Origin of the sequence: Brevundimonas sp. PAMC22021, assembly GCF_019443405.1 — a bacterium.
GTDB lineage: Bacteria > Pseudomonadota > Alphaproteobacteria > Caulobacterales > Caulobacteraceae > Brevundimonas.
The window spans coordinates 2,122,320-2,135,497 of record NZ_CP080376.1; the positions used below are offsets into that span (position 1 = coordinate 2,122,320).

The window sequence follows — 13,178 nt, forward strand, 5'->3', positions numbered from 1 at the left end:
ACAGGGATGGAAGCCGAGATGATCGTGCGGGAGGTTCGCGCCGACGACTACCCGGCCCTTAACCGGCTGCATGCGTCGGTCGGCTGGCCTCAGCGATCAATGGACGGCTGGCGCTGGCTGGCCGACAATCCGGCGCGGCGCGAGATCGATGCGCCCGAGGGCTGGGTGATCGTCGATGCGGGGGACCGGCCGTGCGCCATGCTGGGCAATCTGATCCAGCGGTTCGTGCTGGACGGGCGCAGGCTGCATGGCGCGACGGGCTTTTCGATCATCGTCCCGCCGCAGCACAAGGGCGCCAGCCGCCCCCTGATCCAGGCCTTTCTGGATCAGCCCGGCGTGTTCGCCCACTACACCCTGAACGCCAATGCTCGCTCGGCCGCGCTCTACGGCCGGCTGGGAATGCGACCCTGGCCCGAGCAGACCCACGCGTTGATACTGTCGTGGACCATCGACCCGATCGCCTGCTTCCGCGGCCGACTGCTCCGGCGCGCCTATGGCCAGACATCGGCGGAGGCGGCAGAGCAGATCGGCGAGCGGCTGATGAACCCCCGGCTGTTACAGCCTGAGCATCTGCGGCTGCCCCGCGACGTGGTGGAGATCAGCGATGTGTCGGAAGGCTCGCCCTATGGCGAGTTCTGGCGGGCCCTGTCCAGGCAAGGGGCGCTGGTCGCGGATCGCGGCGCCGAGATGATGCGCTGGCGTCTGGCCGATCCCGACCTGCCGCACCGTCCGTTGCTGCTGGGCCGGATCGAGGACGGGCGGCTGACCGGGACCGCCCTGGCGATGACCGCCAAGACCAGCATCATCGATCCGCCCAGCCTGGAGATCATCGACCTTCAGGCGCTGGCGGGCGCCGACGCCATTCCGCTGCTGACGCGGACGCTGATCCGCAACGCCCGAGCCTTGGGCGCGGCCAAGGTGCGGCTGCAGGCGCTGACGCCGGAACTGCTGCAGACGCTGGGCCGCGTGGGTCGAGCGGCCCGGCGCGAGGGAGGCTGGGGCCACGGCCACGCCGCCTTCCGCGAAGAGAGCCTGGCGCCTCTGTGGCGACCGACGCCGCTGGACGGCGACTATCTGGTCTGCAACCGCCCGGTTCCGTCGGCGCAGGAGCGGCGACAAGCGCAGCGTCGCGCGACCACCGGCCGGGTGTCCAAGGCCTGACGCGTCAGGCGCCGGGACGCTGGCGCAGTTCGTCTCGGATTTCGATCAGCAGCGACTCGGTCGCGGTAGGGGCCGAAGGCGCCGGGTCGGGCTTGGCCGCCTCGCGCCTGCGCAGGGTGTTGATCCCCTTGACCATCAGGAACACGACCCAGGCCACGATCAGGAACTGGATCACCGTGTTCAGAAAGGCGCCGTACTGGATCGCGACCTTTTCGATCTCGGCGGTCGCCGGGTTCTCTGGCCGCAGCACCCATTCCAGCTCCGAGAAATCGATGCCGCCGGTCATCAGGCCGATCGGAGGCATGACCACCTGATCGACCAGGCTCTTGACGATGCCGTTGAAGGCCGCGCCGATGATGACGCCGACCGCCAGGTCGACGACATTGCCCTTGACGGCGAACTCGCGGAACTCGGACAGCAGGCCCATCGCGGCGCCTCCCTATTCGTCGCCCGAGGCGTTCAGCCGCTCGCGCAGTTCCTTGCCGCTCTTGAAGAAGGGCACGCATTTGGCCGGCACCTCGACCGTCTCGCCGGTGCGCGGATTCCGCCCCGCCCGCGCGGGACGCGACCGCACCGAAAAGGCGCCAAAGCCGCGCAGTTCCACCCGACCGCCTTCGGCCAGCGAGTCCGTCATCTTGCCCAGAACGATGTTGACCAACCGCTCCACCTCGCCGTGGGTCAGATGGGTGTTCTCGGCCGCCAGCTTTTCGATCAGCTCCGACTTGATCATCGCGCCCCGCCTTTTACGCGGACCGACGTTCTCGCGCCGACCCCTTCCGAGCGCACCCTAGCCGCAGAGGTTCGGCTTAAAAAGCCCCAGCGCGACTGAGTCGCGCCCAACCTCATCAGTTGATACGTCGGCTTGCCTTGTCCTGAAACGGAAAAGGGCGGCCGGATCGCTCCGGCCGCCCCTCGAACACCGCCCGTGGGGGCCGCGTTCTTACTCCTTGTTGCCGGCGTTCTTCAGCGCGGCGCCCAGGATGTCGCCCAGCGAGGCGCCCGAGTCCGACGACCCGAACTGTTCGATGGCTTCCTGTTCGTCCTTCATCTCCAGCGCCTTGATCGACACCGAGATGCGGCGCGAGGCCTTGTCCACGGCGGTGATCATCGCATCGACGCGGTCGCCGACGGCGAAGCGTTCCGGACGTTGCTCGTTGCGGTCACGCGACAGATCGGACTTGCGGACAAAGGCCGACACCGGCGCGTCGTCCTCACCGAACTTGACCTCGATGCCGCCGGTCTCGATCGACGAGACGGTGACGGTTATCTGCTGGCCGCGACGATAGGTGTCGCCTTCGCCGATCGGATCGCCGCCCAGCTGCTTGATGCCCAGCGAGACGCGTTCCTTCTCGACGTCGACGTCCAGCACCTTCGCCTTGACGGTTTCGCCCTTGCGGTAACGCTGGATGGCTTCCTCGCCCGAGACGTTCCAGTCCAGGTCCGACAGGTGCACCATGCCGTCGATGTCGTTGTCCAGGCCGATGAACAGGCCGAACTCGGTGGCGTTCTTGACTTCGCCCTCGACGGTCGAGCCGATCGGGTGGTTGGCGACGAACGCATCCCACGGATTGTCCTGAGCCTGCTTCAGGCCCAGCGAGATGCGGCGCTTGGAGCTGTCGACGTCCAGCACGACCACATCCACTTCCTGCGAGGTGGAGACGATCTTGCCCGGATGGACGTTCTTCTTGGTCCAGGACATTTCCGAGACGTGCACCAGGCCCTCGACACCGGCTTCCAGCTCCACAAAGGCGCCGTAGTCGGTGATGTTGGTGATGCGGCCCGTGTACTTGGCGCCGACCGGGTATTTGGCTTCCACGCCGTCCCAGGGGTCCGACTGCAGCTGCTTCATGCCGAGGCTGATGCGCTGGGTGTCCGGGTTGATCTTGACGATCTGCACCTTGACCGTGTCGCCGACGTTCAGGACCTGCGACGGGTGCGACACGCGCTTCCAGCTCATGTCGGTGACGTGCAGCAGGCCGTCGATGCCGCCCAGATCCACGAACGCGCCGTAGTCGGTGATGTTCTTGACCACGCCTTCGCGGACTTCGCCCTCTTGCAGCTGGCCGACCAGCTCGGTGCGCTGTTCGGCGCGGGCTTCTTCCAGGATGGCGCGACGCGACACGACGATGTTGCCGCGCGGACGGTCCATCTTCAGGATGGCGAAGGGCTGTTCCTTGCCCATCAGCGGACCGACGTCGCGCACGGGACGGATGTCGACCTGCGAGCCCGGCAGGAAGGCCGAGGCGCCGCCCAGATCGACGGTGAAGCCGCCCTTGACGCGGCCGACGATGGCGCCGTTGACCGGCTGGCCTTCGGCGAACACGCCTTCCAGACGGGTCCAGGCTTCCTCGCGGCGAGCCTTGTCGCGGCTGATGACCGCTTCACCCAGGGCGTTCTCGACGCGCTCGAGGTAGACTTCGACGTTGTCGCCCAGCTTGGGCAGAACGGCGCCTTCGCCCTGGCCGAACTCGCGCATGGCGATGCGGCCTTCGGTCTTCAGGCCCACGTCGATGATGACGATGTCCTTTTCGATGCCGACGACGCGGCCGTGGACGACCTGGCCTTCGCCGAGATCGCGGCCCTGCAGTTGTTCGTCGAGCAGCGCGGCGAAATCGTCGCGCGAGGGGGAGAGAGTGTCGGTCATGTAGCTGTTGGAGCTTCCGAATGGGTTGCGGCGCGCGGCCATGCGGCCCCGCGCGAGGTGGACGGAAAGGATAGGCAGGTCGTCAGGATGCGAGCGCGACAGGATCGCTCAGAACGCCCGCGGAAAGTCTGAGGACCGGTGCGTTGGATTTGCCAGGTTTGGTCTAAAGACCGTGCCGGGCGCGCGCCGCCTCGACGATACGGCGGGCCGCATCGAAGGCGGCCTCTATACCCAAGTCGGTCGTGTCCAGCAAGGCCGCGTCGTGGGCCTGCACCATGGGGGCCGCGCCCCGGCCGGCGTCGCGTTCGTCGCGCCTGCGGATGTCGGCCAGCATGTCCTCCAGCGCGATGGCGTCGCCGCGCGCCGTCAGCTGCTTCCAGCGCCGGCTCGCCCGCACCTCGGGCGTCGCGGTGACGAACAGCTTGGCCGTGGCGTCCGGCGCGATCACCGTGCCGATGTCGCGCCCGTCCAGAACGGCGCCGCCGGCTTGCGCGGCGAAGTCCTGTTGCAGCGTCAGCAGCGCCGCGCGCACGCCGGGGTGCCCCGCGACGCGGCTGGCCGCTTCCCCCGCCTCGCCGGTCGTCAGGCGAAGATCGTCCGACAGGGTGCGAGCGTCCAGCCCTCTCGCCGCCGCTTGCGCCGCCTCGGCGTCGTCCAGCGATCCGCCCGCCTCCAGCACCTTCAGCCCCACCGCGCGATAGAGCAGGCCGGTGTCCAGATGCGGCAGGCCGTATTCGCGCGCCAGCCGGCCCGCGATGGTCCCCTTGCCCGATGCAGCCGGGCCGTCGACGGCGATGACGAAACCCATCAGGCGGCGGATCTGACCGTTACCGGGGTAAGCCTAAGCCCAAGTCCGCCGATTACCCTGAGCAGCGTCGGCCATGCGGGCGCTGGTGCAGCCGGCATCGCCTCCGACAGCCCGGCCGCTTCCGTGACCGCCGTCAGGCCCTTGGCTCGCGCAATGACTATCAGGGCGTCCGCGATCTCGACCGGCTCATTGGAATCCAGCGCGTCCTGCAGGAACGCCTCCACCGCTTCATCAGAGTCCAGATATTCGGCGGCGTCGAAACGTCTCAGCTCAACCATGTTCGACCTCCCTGGCGATCCGCAAGGCCTGCGCGATATCCGCCCTCTGGCTTGCCTTGTCGCCGCCGCACAGCATCACGATCAGCTGCCCGCCACGCTGAATGAAGTATAGCCGATATCCGGGGCCGTAGTCGATGCGCAGCTCCCGCACTCCGGCCTCGATGAATTTGGCGTCACCGACCAAGCCTCGCTCAAGCCTGTTCAGGCGACGAAGGATTCGCGCTTTGGCCTGGATGTCTCTGAGCCGATGAAGCCATTCCACGAACTCCGGATGCTGAAGAACCTCAAACATCAGCGGTCGTCGATCGATCGCTCATGCCAGATCGCCGCCCAGCCCACGCATCATCTCGGCAAAGCCCGGAAAACTGGTGGCGATCATGCCCGGATCGTCGACGGACACCGGCGCATCCGCCGCCAGACCCAGCACCAGGTGGCTCATGGCGATGCGGTGGTCGTGGGCGGTGCGGACGGTCGCGCCGCCCTTCACCTGTCCGCCGGTGACGATGAAGCCCTCCGGCTCCTCCTCCACCATCACGCCGCAGGCGCGCAGACCCGCGACCATCAGGGCGATGCGGTCGCTTTCCTTGACACGCATCTCGCCCACGCCGCGCATCACCGTCTGACCGTCGGCAAAGGCGGCGGTGGCGGCCAGGATCGGGTATTCGTCGATCATGGAGGCGGCGCGCGCCTCGGGCACGACCACGCCCTTCAGCGCGGAATGCCGCGCGGTGACATCGCCGACCTCTTCGCCGCCGGCCTCGCGCCGGTCCGAGATCGTCAGGTCCGCGCCCATCTCGATCCAGGTGTCGAACAGGCCGGTGCGCAACGGGTTCAGCATCACCCCTTCGACCGTCACCTCCGAACCCGGCGTGATCAGCCCCGCCGCCAGCGGAAAGGCGGCCGAGGACGGATCGCCCGGCACGGCCACGGCCGTTCCCCGCAGCGCCTGCCCTCCGCGCAGCGTGACGCGCCAACCCTGGCCGACCGGCTCCACCCCCACCTCGGCGCCGAAGGCGCGCAGCATCCGCTCGGTGTGATCGCGGCTCTTCTCCGGCTCCAGCACCGTCGTCACGCCGTCGGCGTTCAGCCCGGCCAGCAGGATCGCCGACTTGACCTGGGCCGAGGCCACCGCCTGCTCGTGCTCGATGGCGGTCAGCGCGCCGCCGGTCAGCGCCACCGGCAGCCGGTCCTCGTTGGTCAGCCAGCCGAAGCGCGCGCCCATGCGCCGAAGCGGATCCGTCACTCGCTTCATCGGCCGCTTGCGCAGGCTCGCATCGCCGTCGAACGTCGCGGTCAGGCCGTAGCCGGCCGCCGCGCCCATCAGCAGGCGCACGCCGGTGCCGGCGTTGCCGCAGTCGATCACGTCCAGCGGCGTCCTGAACCCGCCCCGCCCCGTCACCCGCCACCGTCCCGGGCCCAGCCGTTCGACGCCCGCGCCAAAGGCCTGCACTGCTCTTGCGGTGGCCAGGATGTCGTCGCCTTCCAGCAGACCCTCGATCTCGGTGACGCCGTCGGCCATGCCGCCCAGGATCAATGCGCGGTGCGAGATCGACTTGTCGCCCGGCGCGCGCACCCGGCCGCTGAGGGCGGAGGAACGGCGCGCGGTGAGTTGGGAGATCATGGCGGGCCCGCATTAAAGCTGGTCATCAGGGGATCGGCCGGGCGGGCGGCGCGAAGATCGCTTTTGACAGCGGCCCCCGGGGGTGGCAAGGGACCGCCCCGAATTCAACCTGTTGAAAGTATCCGCCGTGGCCAATCCCGAACTGGGCGCCAAGCAGGTCTGCCCGAACTGTCAGGCAAAGTTCTACGACCTGAACCGCCGCCCCGCCCACTGCCCGAAATGCTCCACCGACTTTGATCCGGAAGAGGCGCTGAAGCTGCGCAGCCGTCGGACCCGCCCGGGCTATCCGGCTGATGACGAGGCCGAAGATCAGGTCGTCGACAAGAAGGCCGAGGACGAGGACGAGGACGAGACGGTCCGCGCCCCCGAGATCGACGAGGAAGGCCATGAGCCGATCCTGACGCCCGACGACGACGAGGACACGCCGACCGACGCATCGGAAGAACCCGGCATGGGCGCGACCGACGGCGACGACGACGACGTCCTGGCCGACGAAGACGATGACTCGGTGCCCTTCATCGAGGACGAGGACGACGACTCCTTCGACGACGAGATCGCCAAGCCGTCCAAGGACGACGACTGATCTTTTTCACTTGCGCCCGTCGCGGCTCCCGCTAGTGGAGGCGCGATGGGACAGCATTCCGGTCATTGATTCTGCTGCATTTTCGGCGCCTGGAACCCGGCCGAAAATAAATGTCGAAACAGGCTTGATCGCCGAAATGCTTCGACATAGGTTCCGCCGCCTCGCCGGGGGCCGTCGCAAGACGAACCGGGCGGACCAGACCGAAAGGTCCGGGGCTATAGCTCAGTTGGTAGAGCGCTTGAATGGCATTCAAGAGGTCAGCGGTTCGACTCCGCTTAGCTCCACCAGTTTCCTAGGGGTTAGCGGCTCGCCGCTAACCCCTTTTGCTTTTCTGGCCCGTTGATTCACATCGCCTGCTCGGAGTGCCCGGCGGCTTGAGCAGCGCAGTCCCGGCTTCATCTGGCCCTCTGGCGAAGATGAAGATCTGTGACGCGCACCTGAATGCAGAGCTTACGGCGCCCCGCGCACGCAGGTCGGAACGACCTCGCCGGAAACAAAGATGCTGCGGCTCCCTCGGTTCCAGCTCATCTCCGCGCTGTGGCGCTCGACGGTCGCTTCCGCGAGGGATCGAGATGTCGAGAAGCCAGTCATCACGCCAGGGCGTCCGAGAACCTGGTAAACGACGCGCCAGGCGAAGGGGAGCTCGCGAGCGCCGCGTCTGGTGACGAACTCGCCATTGGAAAACCGTCCATCATAGATCTTCATCCTGAGCTCCGCCGCTGTGGACCCAGGTACGCGACGCGCTAAGCGCCGGACGCGCTTGACGCGCCGGCGCTTTGATCAGCTCGAAGAGCAAGTCTTTCTTGGCCGCCAGAAACAGCGTTTAGGCCGCCTTGGGCGCGAGGGCGGTCTGGTGGCCGCTGACCGGGATCGCCTTCAGCCGCGGGGCAGCCCGCTTCTTCACCGGGGCCGCCTTTGGCAGCGCCGCACGTCGCGCGACCTCCGCATCGATCACGGGAATGATGTTGTCGGCGGCCAGAACCTGCGTGGCCGTTCCCTCCTCGACCAAGCGCACCGCGTTCGCCCGGAGCGTTGAAAGATCCACGTCGTTCAGGGCAGGCACCCTGTCAGCGAGCACAGTCATGATGGTCTCCGTTGAAACGTGGGCTGACGCAGACTGCGCCAGCCCTTGAGCGTGATCGCCTGGCTGCTCACCAGGCGCGGCAGGGAAAGTTAGGCCGAGGCTTTGAGCTGGCCTGCGGACTCTTTGCCGCTGCGGCTGTCACGCTCGAGCTCGTAGGAAAGGCTCTGACCTTCATCGAGGCCGCGCAGACCCGCGCTCTCGACAGCTGAGACGTGGACAAAGATGTCCTTGCCGCCGTCATCCGGCTGGATGAAGCCATACCCCTTGGTGGAATTGTACCATTTTACAGTGCCGGTAGTCATTTTCAGGACCTCCGTTAGAATTCACCACAAGACAGACCTTGGTGGTGCGTCGGATTCTGAATGGATAAGCCTGAACTTGGTGCGTACGCATAAAGGACGGGGCGTTACGCAAAAGATCGACATGACCGATATGGTAGTCAGTTCTGGTATTTTCAAGGCGCTCCCGTGCCTACCTGAACATTTGACGCGTTCTGCGCTTGACCGATCAGAGAAATCAGCCGCTTGGATATCGATGGCTTCAGAAACGGTACATATTGTCCAGGCGTATACGGCGGGACGGGGCAAGGCCCTCAGGGCCGAACAACAAATCGGGTGCAAGACCCCCGAGGAAGCCAGGCGCCAGGCCGAACGCCTCGCGCCGCTAAGGCTCGGCGTCGTCGCCTTCAGCGTCTCGGCGGATGTCGAGATCGGGGACTACGACGAAAACCCGACAATCCTGTTCAAGGCCGGACAGCTGCCGCCACCGTTCGACGACGAATGAGCGCGCGGGGACCGTGCCCCCTCTAGCCTCTGCGCGAGGTCGGCCGCGGCGTCAGACGGTCCAGCGCGTCGGCGTTGTCCCGGCCCCAGGCGTAGAGCAGTTCGACCGGCTCCACGAACCGTCTCCCCAGCTCGGTCAGGCGATATTCGACGGCCGGAGGAATGGACCCCTGCACGTGGCGGCTGATCAGGCCGCTTGCCTCCATCTCGCGCAGGGTCTGGGTCAGCATCTTCTTGGACACGCCCGGCAGGCTGCGGAGCAGGACTCCGGATCGCGCGCAGCCTCCGTGACGCGCCTGTAGCGTATGCAGCACCATGCTGGTCCATTTGGTCGCGAACAGCTCCAGCACGCGTCGGGGGGCGCAGTCCTCGCGCCAGTCCTCGTCTTCGCCGATCGCCTGCATGGTGGTCACCCTTTGGAGGCTAGGTCCCCGATTGGTGCCGTCTAGCGGCCGTGGCGCCTCGCGCCTAGGTGCGTTCCTCATGCAAAGGAGATGGTGATGGCCGGAACAGCGTTGGTGGTGGGATCGAGCGGCATCGCAGGCGGCGCGGTCGCTGCGGAACTGGTGCGCCAGGGCTGGCAGGTTCTGGGCCTGGCTCGCAGGCCGGCGCCGCAGGACGGCGTCTCCCCGGTCGCCGCGGACCTGCATGACCCCGCCGCGACGGCTGCGGCGCTGGCCGGTGCAAGACCGGACGCCGTCTTCTTCACCACCTGGTCGCGGCAGGCGAACGAGGCGGAGAACATCCGCGTCAACGCCGCCATGGTGCGCGCGGTGCTGGACGCTGTCCGACCGGCCGGCTCGGTTCGCCACGTCGCCCTGGTGACCGGCCTGAAACACTACCTCGGCCCGTTCGAGACCTATGGGCAGGGATCCCTTCCCGAGACTCCGTTCCGCGAGGCGCAAGGCCGCCTGGACATCGACAATTTCTACTACGCCCAGGAGGACGAGGTCTTCGCCGCCGCCGCGCGCGACGGTTTTACCTGGAGCGTGCATCGCCCGCACACCATCATCGGCAAGGCCGTGGGCAACGCCATGAACATGGGCGCGACGCTGGCGGCTTATGCCACCCTGTGCCGCGAGACCGGACGGCCGTTCCGCTTCCCCGGATCCGAAGCGCAGTGGAACGGCCTGACCGACATGACGAGCGCCAGCCAGCTGGCGCGCCATCTCGTCTGGGCCGCCACCACGCCTGGGGCCGCCAACCAGGCCTTCAACGTCGTCAACGGCGACGTCTTCCGCTGGAAATGGATGTGGGGGCGCATCGCCGAATGGTTCGGCCTCGCCCCCGCCGAGTTCGACGGCGAAATCCTGCCGCTGGAAGTCCAGATGCGGGATGACCGCGCGACCTGGCGGGCGATCGCCGAGCGCGAGGGTCTGGTCGAACCCGACCTGGACCGCCTGGCGTCGCCCTGGCACACCGACGCCGACCTCGGTCGGCCGATCGAGGTGGTCACCGACATGGGCAAGAGCCGGCGCCTGGGCTTCACCGCCTATCAGCCGACGGACGACGCCTTCTTCGCCCTGTTCGAGCAGATGCGCGCCGAGCGGCTTATTCCCTGACCTGACTGCGGGCCGGCTGGTTCTCTCGCCGGCAACCGCAGATAAATCGGCGTCGTCTCGCTCGCGCTAAGGCTTAATCCAGCATTGGCGTCATAGTGTCGCGGGCGAGAGGACGCCATGAACACTCCTTACCGGGCGGTGGCCCAGACCAGACGACGCGAGATGAAGGCCCGCATGGGGCTTGCCGGCTTCATCGCGCTGACGGCGTGGATGATCGCGCCGTCCGTCTGGCCGGCTGTGTGGCTGATCGCCGTCTCGGTCGGGCAGGCCGTGGACTGGTTGGCGTTCCGGCCGTTCCTGAACAGCGATCGCGAGCGTCCGGGCGCTGGCGCGATCGCGGCGGCGTGTCTGGCCTGCGTCCTGAACAGCACGGTCTATTCCTCCATTTCGATCTATCTGTGGGGCGCGGGCGAGACGGGCATGGTGTTCGGCAGCGTCTTGATCGCCGGCGCACTGCTTCACGTCACCCTGCACCTGAACTCGGTGCGATCGATCCTGCTGGCTTCGGTCGCGCCGCACGCCCTCTATTTCCTGGGCCTGCCGGTCGGTCGCGCCATCCTGACGGACACGCCCCAGGACTATCTGATCGCCATCGGCTGCCTGCTCTACATGACCCACCTGCTGGTGGCGGTTCGCCAGAGCGCCGCGACGACCAAGGCGCTTCAGCAGGCCAATGCGGTGGCCACCGAAGAACGCAACCGCGCCGAGATCGCCAACGCGGCGAAATCGGATTTCCTGGCGGTGGTCAGCCACGAGATCCGCACCCCCATGAACGCCGTGATGGCGGCCGCCACCCTGCTTGACCGCAGCCGCCTGAAGCCGGAACAGCGCGAACAGGTCGGCATGCTGAAGGACGCGGGCGAGGTCCTGGTGGGCCTGCTCAACGACGTGCTGGACTTCTCCAAGATCGAAGCCGGCAAGATGCAGATCGAGCCGACCAGCACCGACGTCCGCGACAAGCTGAAGGGACTGAAGAGCCTGTGGGAGCCGAAGGCCGACGCCAACGGCGTGGCGATCCGCCTGAACCTGCCGTCCGACTTCCCTGCCCGCCTGCGCATCGACGCCCTGCGGCTGCAGCAGATCCTGTTCAACCTCCTGTCCAATGCGGTGAAGTTCACCCAGGAAGGCGAAGTGACGGTGCGCGCCGAGTGGATCGCCGACGGCTCCGCCCTGCGCATCCAGGTCAGCGACACGGGCTGCGGCATCCCCGACGATCGGCTGCCGCACATCTTTGACAGTTTCGAACAGGTCGATGCGGGCGTAACGCGCCGTTACGGCGGCACCGGCCTGGGCCTGGCCATCTCCAAGCGGCTGGCCGAGCTGATGGGCGGCGCCCTGACGGTCGCGAGCGAAATCGGCGTGGGAACCACCTTCGAGCTGACCTTGCCGAGCCAGGCCGAAGAGCGGGTGGAGGCGGCGGAACAGCAGGCGCAGATCGAGGCCGATCTGTCCGGACTGTCGATCCTGGCCGTTGACGACCATCCGGTGAACCGCAAGATCGTCGCCATGCTGCTGGAGCCGTTCGGCTGCAGGCTGAGCTTCGCCGAGGATGGGGCGGAGGCCGTGGCGCTGGCGCGCGACGTGCCGTTCGACATCATCCTGATGGACATGCAGATGCCGGTCATGGACGGGATCAGCGCGACGCGCGCGATCCGCCGGGAAGGCCTCAATCGGGAGACGCCGGTGGTCGCCCTGACCGCAAACGCCATGGATGTGCACCGACAGGCGTGGCTGGCGGTGGGCGTCGAAAGCTTCCTGACCAAGCCGATCGACCCCGCCGCCCTTGTCTCGACGCTTGAGCAGGCGAGCCTGAGCGTCGCGGCTCCGTCCCTGCCGCCGCTGCCTCTGGCCCTGCAAGCCTGAGCCGGCGTGAAGATCGCCAGCTTCAACATCAACGGGATCAACCGCCGACTGCCCAACCTGCTGCAGTGGCTTCAGACCGCACAGCCTGACGTCGTCTGCCTGCAGGAACTGAAGGCCACGGACGCGCAGTTTCCGCAGGGGGCCATCCTCGACGCGGGCTACGAAGCCGCCTGGAAGGGAGAGCACCGCTGGAACGGCGTGGCCATCCTCAGCCGCGTCGGCGCGCCGGTCGTCACGCGCCGCCGCCTGCCGGGCGACCACGGCGACGATCAGGCCCGCTACATAGAGGCGGCGGTGAACGGCGTCGTGATCGGCTGCCTTTATCTGCCGAACGGCAATCCCCGGCCCGGTCCCAAGTTCGAATACAAGCTGGCCTGGTTCGAGCGACTGATCGCGCACGCCCGGACACTGCGCGACGCCCCGGCGCCCGTGGTGCTGGCGGGCGACTACAACGTCGTCCCGACCGAGGCGGACATCTACAACAGCCGTTCGTGGAAGAGCGACGCCTTGCTGAGCCCGCAAGCGCGCGCCGCCTTCGCCCGTCTCTTGGACGACGGCTGGACCGACGCCCTGCGCGAGCGGTTCCCGGACGATCCGCCGCCCTGGACCTTCTGGGCCTATCTGCGCGAGGCCTGGAGCCGTGACGCCGGCCTGCGCATCGACCACCTGCTGCTGAACGCGGATGCGACGGCGCGCCTGATCGACGCCGGCGTCGATCGCGAGGTGCGCAGCCAGGACGGCGCCAGCGATCACGCCCCCGTCTGGATCGAACTGGAACCCTGAGCCCAGCCG

The 13,178-nt window shown here is 67.3% G+C and carries 15 protein-coding genes, 1 tRNA gene and 1 pseudogene; 7 read left to right on the top strand and 10 right to left on the bottom strand.

The window, feature by feature from the left end; translation table 11 throughout:
* Positions 1-18 precede the first annotated feature (18 nt).
* On the top strand, positions 19-1,161 hold the full coding sequence (locus KY493_RS10435) for a GNAT family N-acetyltransferase (RefSeq protein WP_219896284.1): 1,143 nt from the start codon (positions 19-21) through the stop codon (positions 1,159-1,161).
* Positions 1,162-1,165: 4 nt separating this feature from the next.
* Here the strand turns inward: KY493_RS10435 and mscL are convergent, their stop codons facing one another.
* The 7 genes and pseudogenes from mscL to aroA form a co-directional block, all read right to left on the bottom strand.
* Entirely contained in the window at positions 1,166-1,588 is a 423-nt protein-coding gene (gene mscL, locus KY493_RS10440) for a large-conductance mechanosensitive channel protein MscL (RefSeq protein WP_219896285.1), read from the bottom strand.
* Positions 1,589-1,600: 12 nt separating this feature from the next.
* A pseudogene (locus KY493_RS10445) lies at positions 1,601-1,912 on the bottom strand (integration host factor subunit beta); the annotation flags it as partial.
* 189 nt (positions 1,913-2,101) lie between these two features.
* On the bottom strand, positions 2,102-3,805 hold the full coding sequence (rpsA, locus tag KY493_RS10450; RefSeq protein WP_219896287.1) for a 30S ribosomal protein S1: 1,704 nt from the start codon (positions 3,803-3,805) through the stop codon (positions 2,102-2,104).
* 163 nt (positions 3,806-3,968) lie between these two features.
* A complete protein-coding gene (gene cmk / locus KY493_RS10455; RefSeq protein ID WP_219896288.1) occupies positions 3,969-4,613 on the bottom strand; it encodes a (d)CMP kinase in 645 nt (214 codons plus the stop codon).
* A complete protein-coding gene (locus tag KY493_RS10460) occupies positions 4,613-4,891 on the bottom strand; it encodes an addiction module antidote protein (RefSeq protein ID WP_219896289.1) in 279 nt (92 codons plus the stop codon). Before KY493_RS10460 ends, cmk begins: the two co-directional genes overlap by 1 nt.
* Positions 4,884-5,183: a type II toxin-antitoxin system RelE/ParE family toxin gene (locus KY493_RS10465; protein ID WP_219896290.1), complete on the bottom strand. Its 300-nt coding sequence runs from the start codon at positions 5,181-5,183 to the stop codon at positions 4,884-4,886. Before KY493_RS10465 ends, KY493_RS10460 begins: the two co-directional genes overlap by 8 nt.
* A gap of 21 nt (positions 5,184-5,204) precedes the next feature.
* Positions 5,205-6,512: a 3-phosphoshikimate 1-carboxyvinyltransferase gene (aroA, locus tag KY493_RS10470; protein ID WP_219896291.1), complete on the bottom strand. Its 1,308-nt coding sequence runs from the start codon at positions 6,510-6,512 to the stop codon at positions 5,205-5,207.
* 127 nt (positions 6,513-6,639) lie between these two features.
* Between aroA and KY493_RS10475 the strand changes: the two genes are divergently transcribed.
* Together KY493_RS10475 and KY493_RS10480 are read left to right on the top strand one after the other, a co-directional pair.
* Positions 6,640-7,095 (top strand): TIGR02300 family protein, encoded by a 456-nt coding sequence (locus tag KY493_RS10475; RefSeq protein WP_219898498.1) that lies wholly within the window; start codon positions 6,640-6,642, stop codon positions 7,093-7,095.
* 211 nt (positions 7,096-7,306) lie between these two features.
* Positions 7,307-7,382 (top strand) — tRNA-Ala (locus KY493_RS10480).
* Positions 7,383-7,918: 536 nt separating this feature from the next.
* On the opposite strand, the gene KY493_RS10485 is transcribed toward KY493_RS10480, so the two are convergent.
* Together KY493_RS10485 and KY493_RS10490 are read right to left on the bottom strand one after the other, a co-directional pair.
* A complete protein-coding gene (locus KY493_RS10485; RefSeq protein WP_219896292.1) occupies positions 7,919-8,179 on the bottom strand; it encodes a hypothetical protein in 261 nt (86 codons plus the stop codon).
* An 89-nt stretch (positions 8,180-8,268) separates the two neighbouring features.
* Positions 8,269-8,481 carry a cold-shock protein gene (locus KY493_RS10490; protein ID WP_219896293.1) on the bottom strand — a complete coding sequence of 71 codons (213 nt, stop codon included), beginning with the start codon at positions 8,479-8,481 and terminating at the stop codon, positions 8,269-8,271.
* Between the two features lie 232 nt (positions 8,482-8,713).
* Between KY493_RS10490 and KY493_RS10495 the strand changes: the two genes are divergently transcribed.
* Positions 8,714-8,962 (top strand): hypothetical protein, encoded by a 249-nt coding sequence (locus tag KY493_RS10495; protein WP_219898500.1) that lies wholly within the window; start codon positions 8,714-8,716, stop codon positions 8,960-8,962.
* A gap of 22 nt (positions 8,963-8,984) precedes the next feature.
* On the opposite strand, the gene KY493_RS10500 is transcribed toward KY493_RS10495, so the two are convergent.
* Complete coding sequence (locus KY493_RS10500; protein ID WP_219896294.1) at positions 8,985-9,365, bottom strand: helix-turn-helix domain-containing protein; 381 nt, start codon at positions 9,363-9,365, stop codon at positions 8,985-8,987.
* A gap of 96 nt (positions 9,366-9,461) precedes the next feature.
* Between KY493_RS10500 and KY493_RS10505 the strand changes: the two genes are divergently transcribed.
* From KY493_RS10505 to KY493_RS10515, 3 genes are all read left to right on the top strand, one after another.
* Positions 9,462-10,523: an SDR family oxidoreductase gene (locus KY493_RS10505; protein WP_219896295.1), complete on the top strand. Its 1,062-nt coding sequence runs from the start codon at positions 9,462-9,464 to the stop codon at positions 10,521-10,523.
* Between the two features lie 117 nt (positions 10,524-10,640).
* Complete coding sequence (locus KY493_RS10510; protein ID WP_219896296.1) at positions 10,641-12,386, top strand: ATP-binding protein; 1,746 nt, start codon at positions 10,641-10,643, stop codon at positions 12,384-12,386.
* Between the two features lie 6 nt (positions 12,387-12,392).
* Positions 12,393-13,169, top strand: a complete 777-nt coding sequence (locus KY493_RS10515; RefSeq protein WP_219896297.1) for an exodeoxyribonuclease III — start codon at positions 12,393-12,395, stop codon at positions 13,167-13,169.
* Positions 13,170-13,178: the final 9 nt, after the last annotated feature.

What these genes read in the sequence shown, in the direction of transcription:
- KY493_RS10435 (WP_219896284.1), top strand. Translation starts at nt 19, where the DNA reads ATGATCGTGCGGGAGGTTCGCGCCGACGACTACCCGGCCCTTAACCGG.
- mscL (WP_219896285.1), bottom strand. Translation starts at nt 1,588, where the DNA reads ATGGGCCTGCTGTCCGAGTTCCGCGAGTTCGCCGTCAAGGGCAATGTC.
- rpsA (WP_219896287.1), bottom strand. Translation starts at nt 3,805, where the DNA reads ATGACCGACACTCTCTCCCCCTCGCGCGACGATTTCGCCGCGCTGCTC.
- cmk (WP_219896288.1), bottom strand. Translation starts at nt 4,613, where the DNA reads ATGGGTTTCGTCATCGCCGTCGACGGCCCGGCTGCATCGGGCAAGGGG.
- KY493_RS10460 (WP_219896289.1), bottom strand. Translation starts at nt 4,891, where the DNA reads ATGGTTGAGCTGAGACGTTTCGACGCCGCCGAATATCTGGACTCTGAT.
- KY493_RS10465 (WP_219896290.1), bottom strand. Translation starts at nt 5,183, where the DNA reads ATGTTTGAGGTTCTTCAGCATCCGGAGTTCGTGGAATGGCTTCATCGG.
- aroA (WP_219896291.1), bottom strand. Translation starts at nt 6,512, where the DNA reads ATGATCTCCCAACTCACCGCGCGCCGTTCCTCCGCCCTCAGCGGCCGG.
- KY493_RS10485 (WP_219896292.1), bottom strand. Translation starts at nt 8,179, where the DNA reads ATGACTGTGCTCGCTGACAGGGTGCCTGCCCTGAACGACGTGGATCTT.
- KY493_RS10490 (WP_219896293.1), bottom strand. Translation starts at nt 8,481, where the DNA reads ATGACTACCGGCACTGTAAAATGGTACAATTCCACCAAGGGGTATGGC.
- KY493_RS10495 (WP_219898500.1), top strand. Translation starts at nt 8,714, where the DNA reads ATGGCTTCAGAAACGGTACATATTGTCCAGGCGTATACGGCGGGACGG.
- KY493_RS10500 (WP_219896294.1), bottom strand. Translation starts at nt 9,365, where the DNA reads ATGCAGGCGATCGGCGAAGACGAGGACTGGCGCGAGGACTGCGCCCCC.
- KY493_RS10505 (WP_219896295.1), top strand. Translation starts at nt 9,462, where the DNA reads ATGGCCGGAACAGCGTTGGTGGTGGGATCGAGCGGCATCGCAGGCGGC.
- KY493_RS10510 (WP_219896296.1), top strand. Translation starts at nt 10,641, where the DNA reads ATGAACACTCCTTACCGGGCGGTGGCCCAGACCAGACGACGCGAGATG.